8 protein-coding genes are annotated in these 18161 nt (G+C 37.4%); 2 read left to right on the top strand and 6 right to left on the bottom strand.

The window, feature by feature from the left end:
* Nucleotides 1-80: 80 nt before the first annotated feature.
* The 4 genes from ACFX5E_RS03260 to ACFX5E_RS03245 all read right to left on the bottom strand — a co-directional run bounded on the left by ACFX5E_RS03260 (nucleotide 81) and on the right by ACFX5E_RS03245 (nucleotide 13652).
* Nucleotides 81-8198, bottom strand: a complete 8118-nt coding sequence (locus ACFX5E_RS03260) for an MBG domain-containing protein (protein ID WP_379853735.1) — start codon at nucleotides 8196-8198, stop codon at nucleotides 81-83.
* 811 nt (nucleotides 8199-9009) lie between these two features.
* Complete coding sequence (locus ACFX5E_RS03255) at nucleotides 9010-11028, bottom strand: protein-disulfide reductase DsbD family protein (protein ID WP_379853734.1); 2019 nt, start codon at nucleotides 11026-11028, stop codon at nucleotides 9010-9012.
* Nucleotides 11028-12338 (bottom strand): tRNA lysidine(34) synthetase TilS, encoded by a 1311-nt coding sequence (tilS, locus tag ACFX5E_RS03250; RefSeq protein ID WP_379853733.1) that lies wholly within the window; start codon nucleotides 12336-12338, stop codon nucleotides 11028-11030. The genes ACFX5E_RS03255 and tilS overlap by 1 nt, the downstream gene beginning before the upstream one ends.
* A 27-nt stretch (nucleotides 12339-12365) precedes the next feature.
* The gene (locus ACFX5E_RS03245) at nucleotides 12366-13652 is read right to left on the bottom strand and encodes an anthranilate synthase component I family protein (protein WP_379853732.1); all 1287 of its coding nucleotides are present in this window, start codon (nucleotides 13650-13652) and stop codon (nucleotides 12366-12368) included.
* A gap of 366 nt (nucleotides 13653-14018) precedes the next feature.
* Between ACFX5E_RS03245 and ACFX5E_RS03240 the strand changes: the two genes are divergently transcribed.
* Complete coding sequence (locus ACFX5E_RS03240; RefSeq protein WP_379853731.1) at nucleotides 14019-14399, top strand: DoxX family membrane protein; 381 nt, start codon at nucleotides 14019-14021, stop codon at nucleotides 14397-14399.
* A 93-nt stretch (nucleotides 14400-14492) separates the two neighbouring features.
* On the opposite strand, the gene lpdA is transcribed toward ACFX5E_RS03240, so the two are convergent.
* Together lpdA and ACFX5E_RS03230 are read right to left on the bottom strand one after the other, a co-directional pair.
* Nucleotides 14493-15896 (bottom strand): dihydrolipoyl dehydrogenase, encoded by a 1404-nt coding sequence (lpdA, locus tag ACFX5E_RS03235; RefSeq protein WP_379853730.1) that lies wholly within the window; start codon nucleotides 15894-15896, stop codon nucleotides 14493-14495.
* Between the two features lie 150 nt (nucleotides 15897-16046).
* Complete coding sequence (locus ACFX5E_RS03230) at nucleotides 16047-16505, bottom strand: Lrp/AsnC family transcriptional regulator (protein ID WP_379853729.1); 459 nt, start codon at nucleotides 16503-16505, stop codon at nucleotides 16047-16049.
* A gap of 308 nt (nucleotides 16506-16813) precedes the next feature.
* On the opposite strand from ACFX5E_RS03230, the gene ACFX5E_RS03225 reads away from it, so the two are divergent.
* The gene (locus ACFX5E_RS03225) at nucleotides 16814-18040 is read left to right on the top strand and encodes an aminotransferase class I/II-fold pyridoxal phosphate-dependent enzyme (protein ID WP_379853728.1); all 1227 of its coding nucleotides are present in this window, start codon (nucleotides 16814-16816) and stop codon (nucleotides 18038-18040) included.
* The last annotated feature ends 121 nt before the right edge of the window (nucleotides 18041-18161 follow it).

Genomic DNA, 18161 nt, shown 5'->3' with positions numbered 1-18161 from the left:
GGGTTAATCATCACATAAAAAACCCCATCCCAATAAAAATTGAAATGGAGTTGGTTTAAAATTTGTTTGTAAAATAACTATTACTGTTTTATAAGTCTGAGCGTTTTTTGGTTACTACCTTGGCTGACTATTGCAATATAAGATCCTGATGGTAATTCTTCTCCAAACTTGATTTCTTGACCATCATTAGTAGCAATGTGTTTCACCATTCTTCCAAGCATATCAAATACAAACACTTCCGTTTTTTCAGTGGAACCCCCTCTGCCTTCAATACTAAAATAGTGAGCTGATGGGTTTGGATATGCAGTGATACTGAATGGTTCAAGCTCAGATAGTTCTTTCTCTACTGTTACAACAGGACTTTTTACAGCAGTTGTCTCAACTGACGCTACCATTTCGCCACCTCTAGCAGAGGTTGTTGGTGTTGTACTTGTTCCTCCACCTGAAACATAGACACTGCTACCTGTATTCACAGCTTGTAGTGCAGTCTTTGCTGTTATCGCATTCCAATTGCTAGAGAACCAGATTCCACCTGCTTTTCTGTAATAGGTAATGGCAATTTGTTGGTTACAAGCATTTTGAAATGCTACCATTTCGAAGGTAGCCCCGCTTTCTACAGAGACCATGGTGCCATCAATAAGTTGTTCTTCCATATTTGCCTTAGCACTGAAGGTACCTGTTGCTAAAGGATTACTAACGGCCAACAAAGCAATGGCATTTGTCCGGATAAAATAGGTATGCAATTTAGAATCAAGGATTCCCGTCCTATCATAATAACTGCGAACCATGATATTCACTTTTCCTTTTGGATTGGTCCCTGAACTATTGTACTGAATATCAAATTGGTAATCCGTATTTATACCACTAGCGCCCTTAATATATCCTGATGAGTTTTGATTCTTAAGGCTGCTACCACCTGTAATAAACCCTCCGGTCACTGGTTTTGAAACCGTAACAATTGACTGAGAAAGCGCATCGTATGGATTATTGGTATAGGCTCCTGTAACTTTTACAGCTATCTGGAAGCTTTGGGAATTTAATGAACCAATATTTAACTGGGCAATTGCACTTGCTGCACCAACACTACCATCTGTAACATCAATTAACCCTACAGGCAGGTTTTGTGCACTTGAAATAGGTGTTAGCGTGCCCCCGCTTAGAAGAAAGAAAGAAACTTTAGAACCACGGACATCACCAGATGGACTATTAAGGTCTTTAATAACTGCAGATAGCGTAACAGTTGCAGTGCTGGTACTAGGCCCTGTTGTCCAGGCAAAACCAGTGCCTGTATAGAATCCGGATGCATTATAAGGACTTGCGTTTCTTGCGTCTACCCGAATTGTTTTGGTTTGATTAGCACCTGATGCATAATTTGAATTGGTACTTGTAAAAGTAGCCTTTACATCATATGCTGTTGTACTTGGCATTACTGCTGCCGGCAATTGCATGATCACCATCGCCTGTACTGAACCATCAATTGAACCAGGGATCGGCACTACAGTAGCATTTGTTAACGCTGGATAGTTAATGCCTCCAATAGTAAATGTAACTGTACCGGTAAGCGGAGTTGCCGTATTCAGTGGTTTAATTATCGCTGTAAAGGTAACATTATCCATATAGCGTACTTGTGAACCACTCAGGGTTAGGGTGAGTGTATTAGATGCCTGAGTAATGGTAAAGTTTGCACCAATAACTGTTGGGTTATAATTACTATAGGCTGATGACAGAGTTGTGCTGTTGCGAATAGTGAAACTACCCTGGCTAATTGCATAGGGACTTCCCAGAACTGTCTCTCCAGTAACCCTTGTCAAAGCTCCAGTAAACTCATCACTGGCTGCTAATCCACTTCCTCCAACAACATACGTAAATGGCAATGGATCAAGGGTACCATAGGTTTTGGTCTGACCACTATTTACTGTAATTGTAATTGGTCTTTGTGTAATTAAGAAGTTGGAACCAATATAGGAAATACTGTAGTTTGTATTATCTAGTGCTCCTTGTGTGATTGCATAGCTACCAACATTCTCACCGGATACTCTTGACAACGCTCCTGTAAAGCTGATCGATTCGCCATTAGCCAATGCTGATCCTACTGCAGGGGCTGAAGTGTATGTGTAAGCCGCAGGATTTACCGAACCATATACTTTGCTCTGACCTGAATTTGCTGTTACCGTTACTGCAAGTGGCGTAATGGCGAAGTTCGCAGTGTTGTAAGTAATAGTATAGTTATTTAATACTACAGCAGGAGTAAGTACCGCACTGATAGCATATGGTGATCCAACTACAGTCTCACCCGCTAATCTGCTATATGTTGCCACTACATTATCAGTGGACACAAAGCCACTGGTGGAACCTGTCAGTTTAGGATCTACTGATCCGTATACTTTAGTCTGACCTGCTGACGGTGTTACAGAAGCAGTTTTCTTTCCAATCGTAAAGTTCCTGCTGTCAGTTGATGTTAAGTAGTTATCATCTCCTGCATATGTATAAGAAGCTGTCGCTACTCCTGCATTGGTGTTGTTTACATAATTCGCAGTCGGTGTAAGGCTTAATGAACCAGGACCTGTTACTGTTACTGTTACAGGTATTTGTGCAACACCTGTGTAAGCAAATGGACCCGCAGGTACTGTTACCGTGGTAATAGTCGCTGCTTTACCAATCGTAAAGTTCTTGCTGTCAGTTGATGTTAAGTAGTTATCATCTCCTGCATATGTATGAGAAGCTGTCGCTACTCCCGCATTGGTGTTGTTTACATAATTCGAAGTCGGTGTAAGGCTTAATGAACCAGGACCTGTTACTGTTACTGTTGCAGGTATTTGTGCAACACCTGTGTAAGCAAATGGACCCGCAGGTACTGTTACCGTGGTAATAGTCGCTGCTTTACCAATCGTAAAGTTCTTGCTGTCAGTTGATGTTAAGTAGTTATCATCTCCTGCATATGTGTAAGAAGCTGTCGCTACTCCCGCATTGGTGTTGTTTACATAATTCGCAGTCGGTGTAAGGCTTAATGAACCAGGACCTGTTACTGTTACTGTTGCAGGTATTTGTGCAACACCTGTGTAAGCAAATGGACCCGCAGGTACAGTTACCGTGGTAATAGTCGCTGCTTTACCAATCGTAAAGTTCTTACTGTCAGTTGATGTTAAGTAGTTATCATCTCCTGCATATGTATAAGAAGCTGTCGCTGCTCCTGCATTGGTGTTGTTTACATAATTCGCAGTCGGTGTAAGGCTTAATGAACCAGGACCTGTTACTGTTACTGTTGCAGGTATTTGTGCAACACCTGTGTAAGCGTAAGGACCCGCAGGTACTGTTACCGTGGTAATAGTCGCTGCTTTACCAATCGTAAAGTTCTTGCTGTCAGTTGATGTTAAGTAGTTATCATCTCCTGCATATGTGTAAGAAGCTGTCGCTACTCCCGCATTGGTGTTGTTTAAATAATTCGCAGTCGGTGTAAGGCTTAATGAACCAGGACCTGTTACTGTTACTGTTGCAGGTGTTTGTGCAACACCTGTGTAAGCAAATGGACCCGCAGGTACTGTTACCGTGGTAATAGTCGCTGCTTTACCAATCGTAAAGTTCTTGCTGTCAGTTGATGTTAAGTAGTTATCATCTCCTGCATATGTATAAGAAGCTGTCGCTACTCCTGCATTAGTGTTGTTTACATAATTCGCAGTCGGTGTAAGGCTTAATGAACCAGGTCCTGTTACTGTTACTGTTGCAGGTGTTTGTGCAACACCTGTGTAAGCGTAAGGACCTGCAGGTACTGTTACCGTGGTAATAGTCGCTGCTTTACCAATCGTAAAGTTCTTACTGTCAGTTGATGTTAAGTAGTTATCATCTCCTGCATATGTATAAGAAGCTGTCGCTGCTCCTGCATTGGTGTTGTTTACATAATTCGCAGTCGGTGTAAGGCTTAATGAACCAGGACCTGTTACTGTTACTGTTGCAGGTATTTGTGCAACACCTGTGTAAGCAAATGGACCCGCAGGTACTGTTACCGTGGTAATAGTCGCTGCTTTACCAATCGTAAAGTTCTTACTGTCAGTTGATGTTAAGTAGTTATCATCTCCTGCATATGTATAAGAAGCTGTCGCTACTCCTGCATTAGTGTTGTTTACATAATTCGCAGTCGGTGTAAGGCTTAATGAACCAGGTCCTGTTACTGTTACTGTTGCAGGTGTTTGTGCAACACCTGTGTAAGCGTAAGGACCTGCAGGTACTGTTACCGTGGTAATAGTCGCTGCTTTACCAATCGTAAAGTTCTTGCTGTCAGTTGATGTTAAGTAGTTATCATCTCCTGCATATTTATAAGAAGCTGTCGCTACTCCTGCATTGGTGTTGTTTACATAATTCGCAGTCGGTGTAAGGCTTAATGAACCAGGACCTGTTACTGTTACTGTTGCAGGTATTAGTGCAACACCTGTGTAAGCAAATGGACCCGCAGCGATAGTAACGGCAGTTACTGTTGTGGCTTTTCCGATTGCATTATTTACCGTTCCGCTGGTTGCAGCGTAGTTGGTGTTTCCTGCAAAACTCCAAGCATCGCCATTATAGGTCGCTGCATTGGTATGCATGGTTCCGGTAACTGTGATCAATCCGGTAAGGTCTACTGGAATAGTTTCTACTCCAACCGCTGTAAATGTAGAAGTATGAGCTAAACTATCATAAGTAACACTGTAAGGATTAACAGTTATAACTGCTGCGGCTTTATTTACAGTCACCGCTGTTGAAATATCTTGAATTAAACCAAAGTTATTGTCACCATTATATTCGTACTTAATGATATACGGAATAGCACTGGCATTGATTAAAGAGGTGTTAAAAATTAAATTGAATGTTCCCACAACGTTTGACCCGCCTGTTTGCTTAATTGCTACAGAAGATGATACCCCATTAATTGAAATAATTATTGAACCAGTCGGTATTGAAGAACCAGCACTTATTTTTCCGCTTAGAGTTATAGCACTTGTAGCATAAGTGATGCTTTGGCTTGCAGTAATAGCAGAGAAACTCGGTGTAGCTTTATTAATTATCAAAGTCCCTGTAGCAGTGGAAGCCGTATAATTAGTATTGGTTAAAGTGCCTGTCACATCATAATTACCTGCATTGGTAGGAGATATTACTGCTGAACCACTTTGGCTATAAGAAATATTTACTGTATTCAATCCGGTAGGACTAGTAGTCGCCGTAGCAGCTTTAGCAGTACCATCATACGTTTGCGACAGACTTCCTAAAGTGATAGTAGCACTGGCTTTATTTACAGTAAGAGAAGTTGAGTTATCTAATTTTGCACTGAAATTAACAGTAGCTGTATAATTATAATTAATACTATAAGGAGTGGCAGAAGCAGTAATTGAAGAAGTATTTACAATTAAGCTAAATGTGCCATCTGAAGAGTTTATCGTTCCTGTTTGACCTGTACCATCTACCGTTACACTTACCGATCCGGTAGGAATCAAAGTTCCTGCAGTAATCTTACCTGATAAAGTAATTAATGAAGTACCATAACTAATACTTTGGCTGGCTGTAAGATTAGAAAAAGCTGGTGTTGCTTTTGAAACTAACAATGTACCTGTGGTATTTGTTGCCTGATAGTTAGCATTGGTTAAAGAGGCAACTATTGGATAACTACCTGCATTAGTTGGAGGAGCTGGCAATCCGTTGTATGTTAACGATATAGCACCAAGCCCAGAAGGGTTTGTAGTAGCAGTTACCACCTTAGCAGATCCGTCATATGTTTGATTAAGCGTGGCAGTATCCAATGTTAAGGTAGCTGTCGCTTTTGCAATTACTAATGTCCCTGTTGCATTTGTTGCCTGGTAATTGGCATTATTTAACGAAGCTATTACTGCATAAGAACCTGCATTAGTTGGAGGTGTTGCTGAACCATCGTAAGTAATGGAAACTACTGTGAGTAAGCTTGGAGAGGTTGTTGCTGTTGCCGATTTAGGAGTACCATTATAGATTTGACTTAAATTGCTTAGAGAAATAGTAGCTGTAGCTTTATTTACAGTTACTGTTTTTGTAACATCCGTAATGGCTTCAAAGTTAGTATCACCCGGATAAGAATAACTAATTGTATATGGAGAAGATGCAACACCTAGTGAAGCAGTAGGATAATTAAAGCTGAAATTAGCAGTATTTGAACCCGTGCCTCTTGTTGTATTCTGTGCTGCTCCATTAATAGTTGCCGTGATTGTACCTGTTGGTTCCGTGCTTCCATTTATAGTTCCGGCTAAAGAAACAGATGAAGTTCCAAAGGTAATACTTTGGCTGCCCGAAAGATTGGTGAATGTTGGTGTCGCCTTGTTGATGACCAATGTTCCTGTGGCATTTACTGCTTGATAATTTCCATTAGTCAATGTTGCCACTACAGCATAAGAGCCTGCGTTAATAGGAAGTGTTGCAGAGCCATTGTAAGTAATGGATACCACATTCAATCCTCCTATTGGAGAAGTGGTGGCAGTGACTGGTTTAGCAGTACCATCATAGCTTTGGGTTAAATTACCTAGTGTGATGCTTTGATTTGCTTTATTTACATTGATTTGTGCAGTTGTAGGACCAGCTGCATTATAGTCTGGAGTCAACGTTGCACTTACACTTAAAGTTTGATTTAATCCTGCATTTAATATAGTACCTGATAGTGGAGAATAGGTTAATGCACCAGGTGCTGATCCGCCTGCTACTCCAGCTACTGTTGCGTTCAATTGTGTTGAACTCAATGCCGTGCCATACGTTATGTCTAGCGGGTTTGACCAGCTAATGATTTGGTTCGCTTTATTCACTATAAGTGTTACTTGTTTCGTCGCAGCATTATAGTTTGAAGTTAGTGCTGCATCTACCTGTAAGGTCTGGCTTCCTGCATTTAATAAAGTTACTGAAGCTGGTGTATACGTTAATGCGCCGGGAGCTGAAGCTCCTGCTGTAGCAGAACCTGCAACCGTTGCATTCAATTGTGTTGCACTCAATAAAGTACCATAACTAATAGCGGTTGGATTTGCCCAAGTAATGGTCTGGTTGGCTTTATTCACATTAATTAAAACCGTTGTTGGGCCGGCTGCTTCATGATTTGCAGTTGCTGATGCACTTACGCTTAAAACCTGGTTTGATCCTGCATTCAATAAAGTACCTGATGCCGGTGTATATGTTAATGTACCTTGAGCAGTTGCATTCAATTGTGTTGCACTCAATAGTGTGCCGTAAGTAATGGCTGCAGGAGTTGCCCAACTGATGGTTTGGTTGGCTTTAATTATATTAACTGTAGCATTTCCATCAGTAGTTACATTTCCACATCCATTCGTAATAATACAACGATACTTTCTACCACTTATACTGACACTTGGCGTCGCTAATGTTAATGTAGAGGTTGTCGCATTTGAATAAATTCCAACATTGGTAATTGGATTCCAAGAAGAAATGAATTCCTGCCATTGGTAAGTAAATGGCGAACTACCCGTTGTTACTACTGAAAATGTTGCATTTGTACCATAAGTTACAGACGAGCTGGTTGGCTGTGAACTAATTATCGGTACGGTGCAATATGCAGATGTTATAGTATTACCCCCATTTCCATTGGCACCCACTTGAGTACCGCCAGGGGCGTTATAGACGAGCCCAGAAATGGTTACGCTGCTGTAGCTGTACTCAATAGTTTGACTACTACTTGCCGCTATTGAAGTAGAGGGACCAGGATAATTAAATGTATTAGTAAGAAAAATTCCAGTTGGACCAGTCGAAGTTGTATAGACCCTATATGCGACTATGATAGGAGGAGTGCCGGTTAGACCTGTTGCATTAAATGTGTAATTCGCATCCGTAAACGTTGCCTCTGCATGCAATAATGAAGTCATCCCATCAGCAGTTAAAAGAAAAGTTGCTCCTAGAGCATCACCTTCTTCAACGGTTGGAACATACCATGAAGTTGCAATATTTCCAATACTATTAGCAACAACTATCCAGGGTTGGTGATACTGTGGATCAGTTCCCATAGGTTCTTCCCCAACATGTTCTACAAGTAAAATAACTGTTTCACCTGCCTGAAATCCAGAACCCGTAATAATAGCCGTTGACCCCGGCGGATAATCCAGTAAATCAGTTGATACAGTTGCCTGCCCAAAAGCCACACTTGCAAAAAACAAATTCGTAATTAAAAAAACAAGAGTCAGTAATCCAGATTTGGGTAGAAATGTTTTCATATTGATTGCTTAAAAAATTATAAAATAATGACCGCGGTATGCTTACATCGTGAAAAAATAAATCAATAGAATGGGGCTATCTATCTTATTTATTTGGAATTTTGTAACAGTTTTTGTTTCAAAAATTGCTTTTTTTGTAGGTTAAAAAGCATTTAATCCATCTAATTTTTATCAAACGGATTACTAAGCTATTGTATTTTTTAGATACAATTAACATTTTTTTAATGTTTTCGATGAAAGTATTTAAAAAAACTACCAACTACCTGTTTTGTGTTTTTTGGAACAATAAAAAGAAAAAGCAAACCGGAATATATCAACTTCTGCTCCTTTATTTCGATACAATTATTTGAAAAATTGCTACAAGACTATTTTTTCAACTCAAAGATGAACTGCTTATTTTTGAAATTAACACTTTAAAGCAGAGTCATTTATAAAGTGTCGGCACGGAATAAGGCCGTAAAAACGAACAAAATAACACCATTGCATTTTGAATTTATTGGAAAATAATTTAGAATATATCTAACAAATTCGACAACGCGCAACTATAGAATGTCTTTGTAACTCCGGGTCTTTGATCTGTTTTTTTATCTAAAAAAATAACTGTGTTTTCAAAGTCTAAATCAAGCAGCCATGAGAAAAAGAACAATCATCTTAACTGCGATTTAATGAAAATTTTTGTGGTTTTTATTAAATCGTTGTTGCCACAATAAATACGGAGATGTGGTACCTTTTTGAAATTTAAATAAAGAACAAAAAAAAACCTGCCCAAAGAATTGAACAGGTTTTGAATATTAAAAAATACTTTGAGATTCTATTTTTTGAATTTGGAAATTCCGGTTTTTAACCAACTTGCATACTCCTCCACTCCTACATAACTGATTGTGGGTTTGTCTTCATTTAAACTTTTACCTTGCAAATCTGTTAACACATACAAAGGCTGAGTATTTGTTTTATATTTCGAAATCATGAAATCAGTCCACTTATCCCCTGTTGTTGTGATTTCGGCTCCTGTTGTTTTAGAAACAGATTGTTCTTCTTTCGGCAATTCCCGTTTATCATCTACGTACAACGAAATTAAAACTACTTCATTTTTCAATTGGGATAATACACGAGCATCAGACCAAACATTGTTTTCCATTTTTCTACAATTCACACAGGCATAACCCGTAAAATCTAGCATTATGGGTTTATTTACCGTTTTGGCATAAGCCAGACCTTTTTCATAATCATCAAAAACGACCAGACCGTGTGGTCCACTTTTGGCTCCATCTGGCAAAACAGCCGCCGATTCCGTTACTTCCGAAGCTCCAAAACCCATTGGACTTTCGCTATATTCCATTGGTGGCGGAAAAGCATTGATTAATTTTAGCGGTGCTCCCCATAGTCCAGGAATTAAATAAATGGTAAACATTAAAACAACTAGTCCAAAAGATAATCTACCAACAGAAATATGAGGTAAAGGACTATCGTGCGGCAAAGTAATTTTTCCGAATAAATAAAAGGCTAAAACTCCAAAAATAGCAATCCAAATGGCTAGGAAAACTTCTCTTTCTAATAAATGCAATTGCAAAACTAAATCAGCATTCGACAAAAATTTGAAAGCCAAAGCCAATTCAAGAAAACCCAACACAACTTTAACCGTGTTAAGCCATCCGCCTGATTTTGGCAACGAATGTAACCAACCCGGGAACATGGCAAACAGCATGAATGGCAATGCTAATGCCAATGAAAAACCAAACATTCCTATAATTGGAGCTATACCACCTTTGGAAGCGGCTTCAACCAATAATGTCCCTACAATAGGTCCAGTACAAGAGAACGATACAATTGCAAGTGCCAATGCCATAAATAAAATTCCAACTATTCCTCCCCTATCTGCCTGGCTGTCTACTTTATTAGCCCAAGATTGCGGCAGCATAATTTCGAATGCTCCAAGAAATGAGAAGGCAAAAACAATCAATAAAAGGAAGAAAATGACATTGAACCAAACATTGGTAGACAACGCATTTAATGCACCGGCACCAAAAATCCAGGTCACTAAAAACCCTAGTACTACATAAATTAGTATAATTGAAACGCCATAAATAAGGGCATTTTTAATCCCTTTGGCCCTAGATTTACTTTGTTTGGTAAAAAAACTTACCGTCATGGGAATCATCGGAAAGACACAAGGCGTAAGTAAAGCTGCAAATCCTGAGAAAAAAGCGATGAAAAATATAGACCACAGCCCTCTTTTACTTACCGGATTAGCATCCGGAATACTTACTTTTGCAGGAATAACGGTCGCTTTTTCGACTTCGGTTTTTACAACTGTTGAATCTGATTTTACAGTATCTATAACAGCTGCAGCATTTTTAGAAGCATCAACCGCTGTTTTTGAAGGCGAGGGAATCACAAAAGTGAATTTTTTTTCTAAATTAATGCACGCCTCTTTACAGACCTGATAATTCAAATCGACTTCGATTGTAGTAAGCTTTGGATTTGTGATGGTAACTTGTTGTTGAATTTGGGCCTTATCGTGGAAATAAGTTTCATTCACCCCAAAAACATCATTAAAAGCGGTGGTAGTTTTGCTTTCTTTAGCTTTGCCAACTAAATTAAAATTCCCTCTTTGATTTTTGAAAATAACTTCTAATGCCAGCGGTCCTCCATCTGGTGTAAATTGAGAATACATATGCCAGTCTTTTTCAATAACGGCATTAAAGGTTAACACATAAGTATTCTCCGATTTTTTCTCAATTTTGGTCGTCCATTTAGCAGGATCGAGAATTTGTGCATTTCCTTTGGCGAAAGCCAAAAAAATAAGTAGTAAAAAGATAATCTTCCTCATTAGTCTAATTGTATTTTAAGTATATTTTTTGTTGTATTTTTTATTCTAAAACGTTCATCCTGACGAATTCCAATTACCCAAACTATTTGGTTATTGGAATATAAAAGCCACGTATTTTCTTTATCGATCAATGACAATTTTTCGTCTTTAAAGAGTTTACTCACTTTCTTAGTTTTGCCTTCCATCCCAAAAGGCTGAAAAACAGCTCCTTCATTCCAATGTCTTAGAACCAAGGGAAATTGCAATTTATCCACATCAACAAATATAGTTGTATTTGAAACTAAACTTATGTCGGCTACTTTACAAAATGAAAGATTTAAGGGAATCTTAACTTCCTGCTGATTTTCATCAATTGAATATTCTTCCTCTTTATCTACGAAATTTATCGGACTTAGGATTAGGGAATCCCTGTCTTTTAATAATCGAAACTCGGAAGAAAAAACCTGTTTACCCGATTGGCTTTCGACCAAATCATAAATATCTTCCCAGGCCGCAAATCCAAATTCATTGAGCCATTGATACAAATACGATTTGTAATTGGGTAATTTCTTCAGTTTCTTCAAATCAAAATGAATGTCGTCCCCTTCTTGCTTTGCGACTTGCTGATAAACCATTATTGATGCGTCTTCAACCATGTCTTTTGCTTCCTGCAAATAAACTTGCGTCTTTTGAAAGGAGGTGATAAAATTTGGATTTAACTCCTTTAACATCGGAACTAAATGATGCCGGATTTTATTTCTCAAATATTTATCGGAAGCATTGCTGCTGTCTTCTCTCCATTGTATATTATTTTCTTTTGCATAATTTTCAATTTCTTGTCTTGAAAACTGTAAAAGTGGCCGAATTATATTTTCATTTTGCTCCGGAATTCCAGTCAACCCTTCTAATCCAGTACCTCGACTAAGATTAATGAGAAAGGTTTCTAAGTTATCATCAGCGTGATGTGCAGTCAGAATATAGTCGTAATTTTCTTTTTCCAAAAGCTCATAAAACCAGTTGTATCGCAATTCGCGAGCGGCAACTTGCGTAGATAATTTATAGTCTTCGGCAAAAGCTTTGGTATCAAATTGTGTGAGAAAAAGAGGAATAGTATTCGCATTCGCATATTCCTGAACAAAGTTCTGATCTTCAAAACTTTCCATTTCTCGAAGCTGAAAATTACAATGCGAAATGGCAATTTGATAATTTAACGTATGGAACAAATGCACCATAACCATACTGTCCAAGCCTCCGCTTGTGGCAAGAAGCAACTTTTTTCCGTTTAAAAACTGGAAATTATAGTTAAGATGATTTTCTAATTTTTTAATCATTTTCAAAAGTAATTAATTCATTCCAATTTAACTTAAAACTTCAAGCATTGCTTTGGCTTTGAGCAAACATTCCTCATACTCCTTTTCAGGAATTGATTGTGATGTTATAGCACTTCCTACTGAAAACGAAACGTATTTCTTTTCTTCATTGTATAAAATACTTCGGATCACAACGTTGAAATCAAAGTCGCAATTTGGTGTAAAATAACCTACGGCGCCACTATACAAACCGCGTTTTGTTTCTTCCAATTCTTCAATGATTTTCAATGCCGAAATTTTTGGCGCTCCAGTCATACTTCCCATAGGAAAAGTAGTTTTTATAGCGTCTATAGCGGAGTATTGGCTGTCTAATTTTGAAGTAACGGTGGAAATCATTTGGTGCACTTGCATAAAAGAATAAATGGCACATAATTCAGCTACTTCAACAGAACCTTTTTGAGCCGTTCTGGACAAATCATTACGAACTAAATCAGTAATCATAATATTTTCGGCACGTTCTTTTGGGTCCAAAGCCAATTGATTTCTTGATTTTTCATCTTCTATTGCATCCAAAAATCGCTTCGTCGTACCTTTAATAGGTTGCGAAATTAGCAATTCTCCTTCTTTCCTTAAATAACGTTCCGGTGAGGCTGAAAGTAAAAAATGTTTGTTGTTTTTAAAATAAATAGCAAACGGAGGCTGTGAAATTTCGTTGATTTTTCCGAATTTTTCTAGTGGATTGATAACGGCATTTTCGGCAAAAAATTCCATACAAAAATTAACCTCATAAATATCACCCTGATGGATATGTTCCAATATTTTGGCTGCTTTATCAAGATAATTTTCTCTAGAAATTCGTTGCTGAATTTTTAATTGCGAGTCCTGAACATTGAAGACTAAAGACTGAACATTTATTTCTTCTAAATCCTCCTCTATTTCATCATCACACATATTGAGATACTGAATTTCGAGTTCATTTCCTTTCAACAAAAATATTTTTTTGGGTTGAAAGAAAAACAAATCAGGAAAATCTAAACCATCAAAATTATTGGATTTTAAATGCTCCACATTGTTTTTTAAATCGAAAGATAAATAGCCAAAAAGCCAATCCTTAGTAATTTGCTGGTATTGATTTAAATCTTCAAAAGCGTTGTGATAGTCGGTTTTTATGGAAGTAAAAGCATCAACGGCGAGAATACAATCATAGCTGGAATACTGTTGCGGATACTCATTGCTATCCATAAAAATGATTTCACGGAATTGTTGTCCCCAAAATAAAAGCTGTTGTTTAAACAACTTTGGCTCCGAAATATACTTGTGAATTGATGTTCTCAAAAATTATTTATCTTTAAAATTCAAAATTACAATAAAAAAAACCCTTCGATAAGAGATTACTGTAAAAATTAGCTTGTTTTTTTGTAAATTTGTTAGAGTAGATTGATATTTAATACAATACTAATATCCGTAAAAAAGGGAAGTCGTGCTTGCCATAGGTGCTTAAAGCAAAGAAAAGGTAGATGAAATGATTAAAAACGCAATTGACTAGTAGTGGTACAATTTATAGGAAACGGTAATATATAGGATTGATCAAAGGCATACTATTACTGATCTAGGCGCATTCAAATGGTGCGTTTTTCATAGGAATGAAAGTGTTTAGTGACAATAGTATATTTTAATGTGTAACCAATAAAACCATATATCATGAAAATTGCAATCATCATTGTTAGATCATTACTTGGGCTGCTTTTCCTTTATACCTCAATTAGTTTTTTTTTACATCTATCCCCTGAGGCTGAAACGACTGGGAATTTCAAAGCATTTAATGTCGGTTTAATGGCCTCTACCTATTTGATGCCTTTAGCAAAATCTTTGGAATTCCTGTGTGGAGTTTCATTTATTACTGGACGCTATGTAACCTTAGCTAATCTTATCATTTTACCGGTTACTTTAAATATTTTATTAATTAATTTTTTCTTAACACCAGAGAACTTACCAATTGCATTATTTGTGTTTTTTGGAAACATCTTTTTAATCTTTAGTCATTGGGATAATTATAAAGGTTTATTTGTGGCCAAAGGTTAGAGAAACTCACCTCATAACAAATAAAAACCCGTTCAATTGAACGGGTTTCATTATTTTAACGAGATTTTAATTACCTAATTTCAGATTCTCTGACTACACATGCAACGCTCTATTATCCGTAGCGGCTAATGCGGCTTCTTTTATCGCTTCCGCAAATGTAGGATGAGCGTGAGACATTCTTGAAATATCTTCAGCAGAAGCTTTAAATTCCATAGCAGTCACTGCTTCAGCGATTAAATCAGCACATCGAGCACCAATCATGTGAACTCCAAGAACTTCATCAGTTTTTGCATCAGCAAGAATTTTTACAAATCCGTCTAAATCTCCACCTGCTCTTGCACGACCTAAAGCTTTGAAAGGGAAGCTTCCAGATTTATAATCTACTCCGGCAGCTTTCAATTGTTCCTCAGTTTGCCCCACAGCAGCCACTTCTGGCCAAGTGTAAACCACACCAGGGATCAAGTTGTAATCAATATGTGGCTTTTGACCGGCTAATATTTCAGCAACCATTGTTCCTTCTTCTTCTGCTTTGTGCGCTAACATTGCTCCACGTACAACATCTCCAATAGCATAGATATTAGGAATGTTCGTTTGCAAATGATCATTCACTTCAACCATACCTCTGTCTGAGATTTTTACACCTGCTTTATCGGCATGCAATCCATCAGTATATGGACGACGACCTACAGAAACCAATGCATAATTCCCTTCAAGTGTTATTGTTTCACCCTTTGCATTTTCAGCTTGAACAGCAACGATATCGCCGTTTCTTTCTACTGACTTCACTTTGTGTGAAACGTAAAATTTCATGCCTTGTTTTTTCAATACTTTAGTCAATTCCTTAGACAATGAAGCATCCATTCCTGGAATGATTCTGTCCATGAATTCTACTACAGAAACTTGCGCTCCCAAACGTAAATATACTTGTCCAAGTTCAATTCCAATTACTCCACCACCAATAATTACCAAATGTTTTGGTATTTCAGGTAGTTTCAATGCTTCTGTAGAAGTAATAATTCTTTCTTTATCGATTTTGATAAATGGTAAAGAAGAAGGTTTAGAACCTGTAGCGATAATGATATTTTTTGCTTCGATTGTTTCAGAAGTTCCGTCTGCTTTTGTAACAGCAACATGCGTCGCATCAACAAATGAACCCAAACCTTCGAGAACCGTAATTTTATTTTTGTCCATCAAAAATTGGACACCACCTGTAGTTTGATCTACAACCGCTTGTTTGCGCGCAATCATTTTTTCAAGATTCACTTTTACTTCACCTGAAACTTCAATTCCATGATCTGCAAAATGAGCAATTTCACTGTAATGATGAGAAGAAGCAAGCAATGCTTTTGAAGGGATACAACCTACATTCAGGCAAGTTCCTCCCAAAACGGAATACTTTTCGATAATTGCTGTTTTGAAACCCAATTGTGCGCAACGAATTGCTGATACATATCCGCCTGGTCCAGAACCTATAATGACTACGTCAAATGAACTCATAGTATATTTTTTTATGGTGTTTTTATAAAATGTTGCACAAAATTAAGGAATTAAGTTTTGTTTAAAGTTTAATTCAGAAGGTTTTTTGTTATGAATTTCTAGTAATTACTATTACATATTAATGAATGCCTTTCTAGATCTTCATTATTTCTATATATCAACAACAGTCGTGTTTTTTACTTCACTTATCATAAAGGTGCTGTGTGTACTTCCAATGTGCTGCAATGTGGTCAGTTTTGTAACCAAAAATTCCCGATAGGCTTCCATATCTTTTACCACTATTTTTAGGATATAATCGTAATCACCACTCACATGATGGCATTCTAAAACTTCCTTTAGTTTCACTACTTCACTTTCGAACTTCGTAAGAAACTCTTTGGTATGCTGTATCAATTTAAGATGACAAAAAACCACAAAACCTTTTTCGATTTTAGAACGATTCACTAACACGACATATTTATCGATAATCCCTTCTCTTTCCAGTTTTTTGATCCGTTCATAAACGGCAGTAACTGAAAGATTGAGTTTTAAGGAAAGTTCCTTGGTCGTTTTTTTACTATCCGATTGTAATAAAAAAAGCAGTTTTTTATCGATGGCGTCTAATGTCATTTTTATAAGAATTTGAATTGAAATAAAATCTATATAAATCCTATTTAAGAAGCTAATTTAGAAAATTAAATTACATTAATCCTATTTTATAGTTTTAAAATCCAATATTAAACAATAGCATTGATTATTAATCTAGAACGCTGTTATTTTGAAGTAGATTTTATTCAGAACCGAAATCCCCTAGCCCTGATAGAAGCGGCATCCTTTCTATTCCTGAACTTGTTTCAGGATCCTGAAACAAGTTCAGGAATAGAAAGATATAGCGAATAGCAGGAAATAGCTCCTAAATAAACGAATAAACATAAACTATGAAAAATTTCAATCCGGCAGACAACATTCAGGATTTACAGTACTTTGGCGAATTTGGTGGCGTAAATCCATCGATTTCTGATTCCTCAACTTACACTTTTTTATCGGCAAAAACCATGTTCGATACTTTTGAAGGGAACATGGAAGGCTGCTACTTGTATTCTCGTCATTCTTCACCAAGTAATTTGTATTTAGACAAGGCATTGGCAGCAATGGAAGGAACAGAATCAGCTAACGTTTCAGCTTCAGGAATGGGAGCAATCACGCCTACGCTATTGCAATTATGCGGAACGGGTGACCATATTGTTTCGAGCAGAACTATTTATGGTGGAACATATGCTTTCTTGAAGAATTTTACGCCAAGATTAGGTATCAAAACTACTTTTGTTGATATCACAAAACTTGATGTAGTGGAAGCCGCAATTACTCCGGAAACTAAAGTTTTGTACTGTGAAACGGTGAGTAATCCTCTACTGGAAGTTGCTGATATTGAAGGTTTGTCAAAAATTGCAAAAAAACATAATTTAACTTTGGTGGTTGACAATACTTTTTCACCATTATCCGTTTCTCCTGCGCGATTAGGTGCTGATATCGTTATTCACAGTTTGACAAAATACATCAATGGAAGCAGTGATACGGTGGGCGGTGTAACTTGTGCTTCACAAGAATTTATTGACAGCTTAAAAAATGTAAATAGTGGTGCCAGCATGTTACTTGGGCCAACAATGGATAGTTTGCGTTCTGCCAGTGTGATGAAAAACTTACGTACATTACATATTCGAATGAAACAACACAGTAATAATGCGATGTATCTTGCGGAGCGTTTTGAAAAAGACGGATTAAAAACGGTGTATCCTGGATTAGAAAGTCATCCAAGCCACGAAATCTATAAAACCATGATCAATCCTGAATATGGTTTTGGAGGAATGATGACATTAGACGTAGGAACTTTGGCGAAAGCCAATGAATTAATGGAATTGATGCAGGCGAAAAACCTGGGTTATCTTGCTGTGAGTTTAGGATTTTACAAAACATTGTTTAGTGCACCAGGAACTTCAACATCGAGTGAAATTCCTATGGAGGAACAAATAGAAATGGGATTGACTGATGGTTTAATCCGTTTTTCTATAGGTTTAGACAACGACATCAAAAGAACCTATCAAATGATGAAAGCCTGCATGATAGAATTGAATATACTAACATCAGAATCCGTTTTGATGGTATAATATTTTTTTAGTTTTTTTGTTAAAAGCCGTTTGAAAGCCATTTCGAACGGCTTTTTTTATTTTTGAATCTAAAAAAAACGCCCCGATATTCGGGGCATTTTCTATACTATGTTAGTTTTCA

The organism is Flavobacterium xylosi (assembly GCF_042787345.1).
Classification (GTDB): Bacteria; Bacteroidota; Bacteroidia; order Flavobacteriales; family Flavobacteriaceae; genus Flavobacterium; species Flavobacterium xylosi.
The sequence above is the reverse complement of the archived record's forward strand: the minus strand, read 5'-3'. Positions and strand labels throughout refer to the sequence as shown.

What these genes read in the sequence shown, in the direction of transcription:
- lpdA (WP_379853730.1), bottom strand. Translation starts at nt 15,896, where the DNA reads ATGAGTTCATTTGACGTAGTCATTATAGGTTCTGGACCAGGCGGATAT.
- tilS (WP_379853733.1), bottom strand. Translation starts at nt 12,338, where the DNA reads ATGATTAAAAAATTAGAAAATCATCTTAACTATAATTTCCAGTTTTTA.
- ACFX5E_RS03230 (WP_379853729.1), bottom strand. Translation starts at nt 16,505, where the DNA reads ATGACATTAGACGCCATCGATAAAAAACTGCTTTTTTTATTACAATCG.
- ACFX5E_RS03240 (WP_379853731.1), top strand. Translation starts at nt 14,019, where the DNA reads ATGAAAATTGCAATCATCATTGTTAGATCATTACTTGGGCTGCTTTTC.
- ACFX5E_RS03225 (WP_379853728.1), top strand. Translation starts at nt 16,814, where the DNA reads ATGAAAAATTTCAATCCGGCAGACAACATTCAGGATTTACAGTACTTT.
- ACFX5E_RS03255 (WP_379853734.1), bottom strand. Translation starts at nt 11,028, where the DNA reads ATGAGGAAGATTATCTTTTTACTACTTATTTTTTTGGCTTTCGCCAAA.
- ACFX5E_RS03260 (WP_379853735.1), bottom strand. Translation starts at nt 8,198, where the DNA reads ATGAAAACATTTCTACCCAAATCTGGATTACTGACTCTTGTTTTTTTA.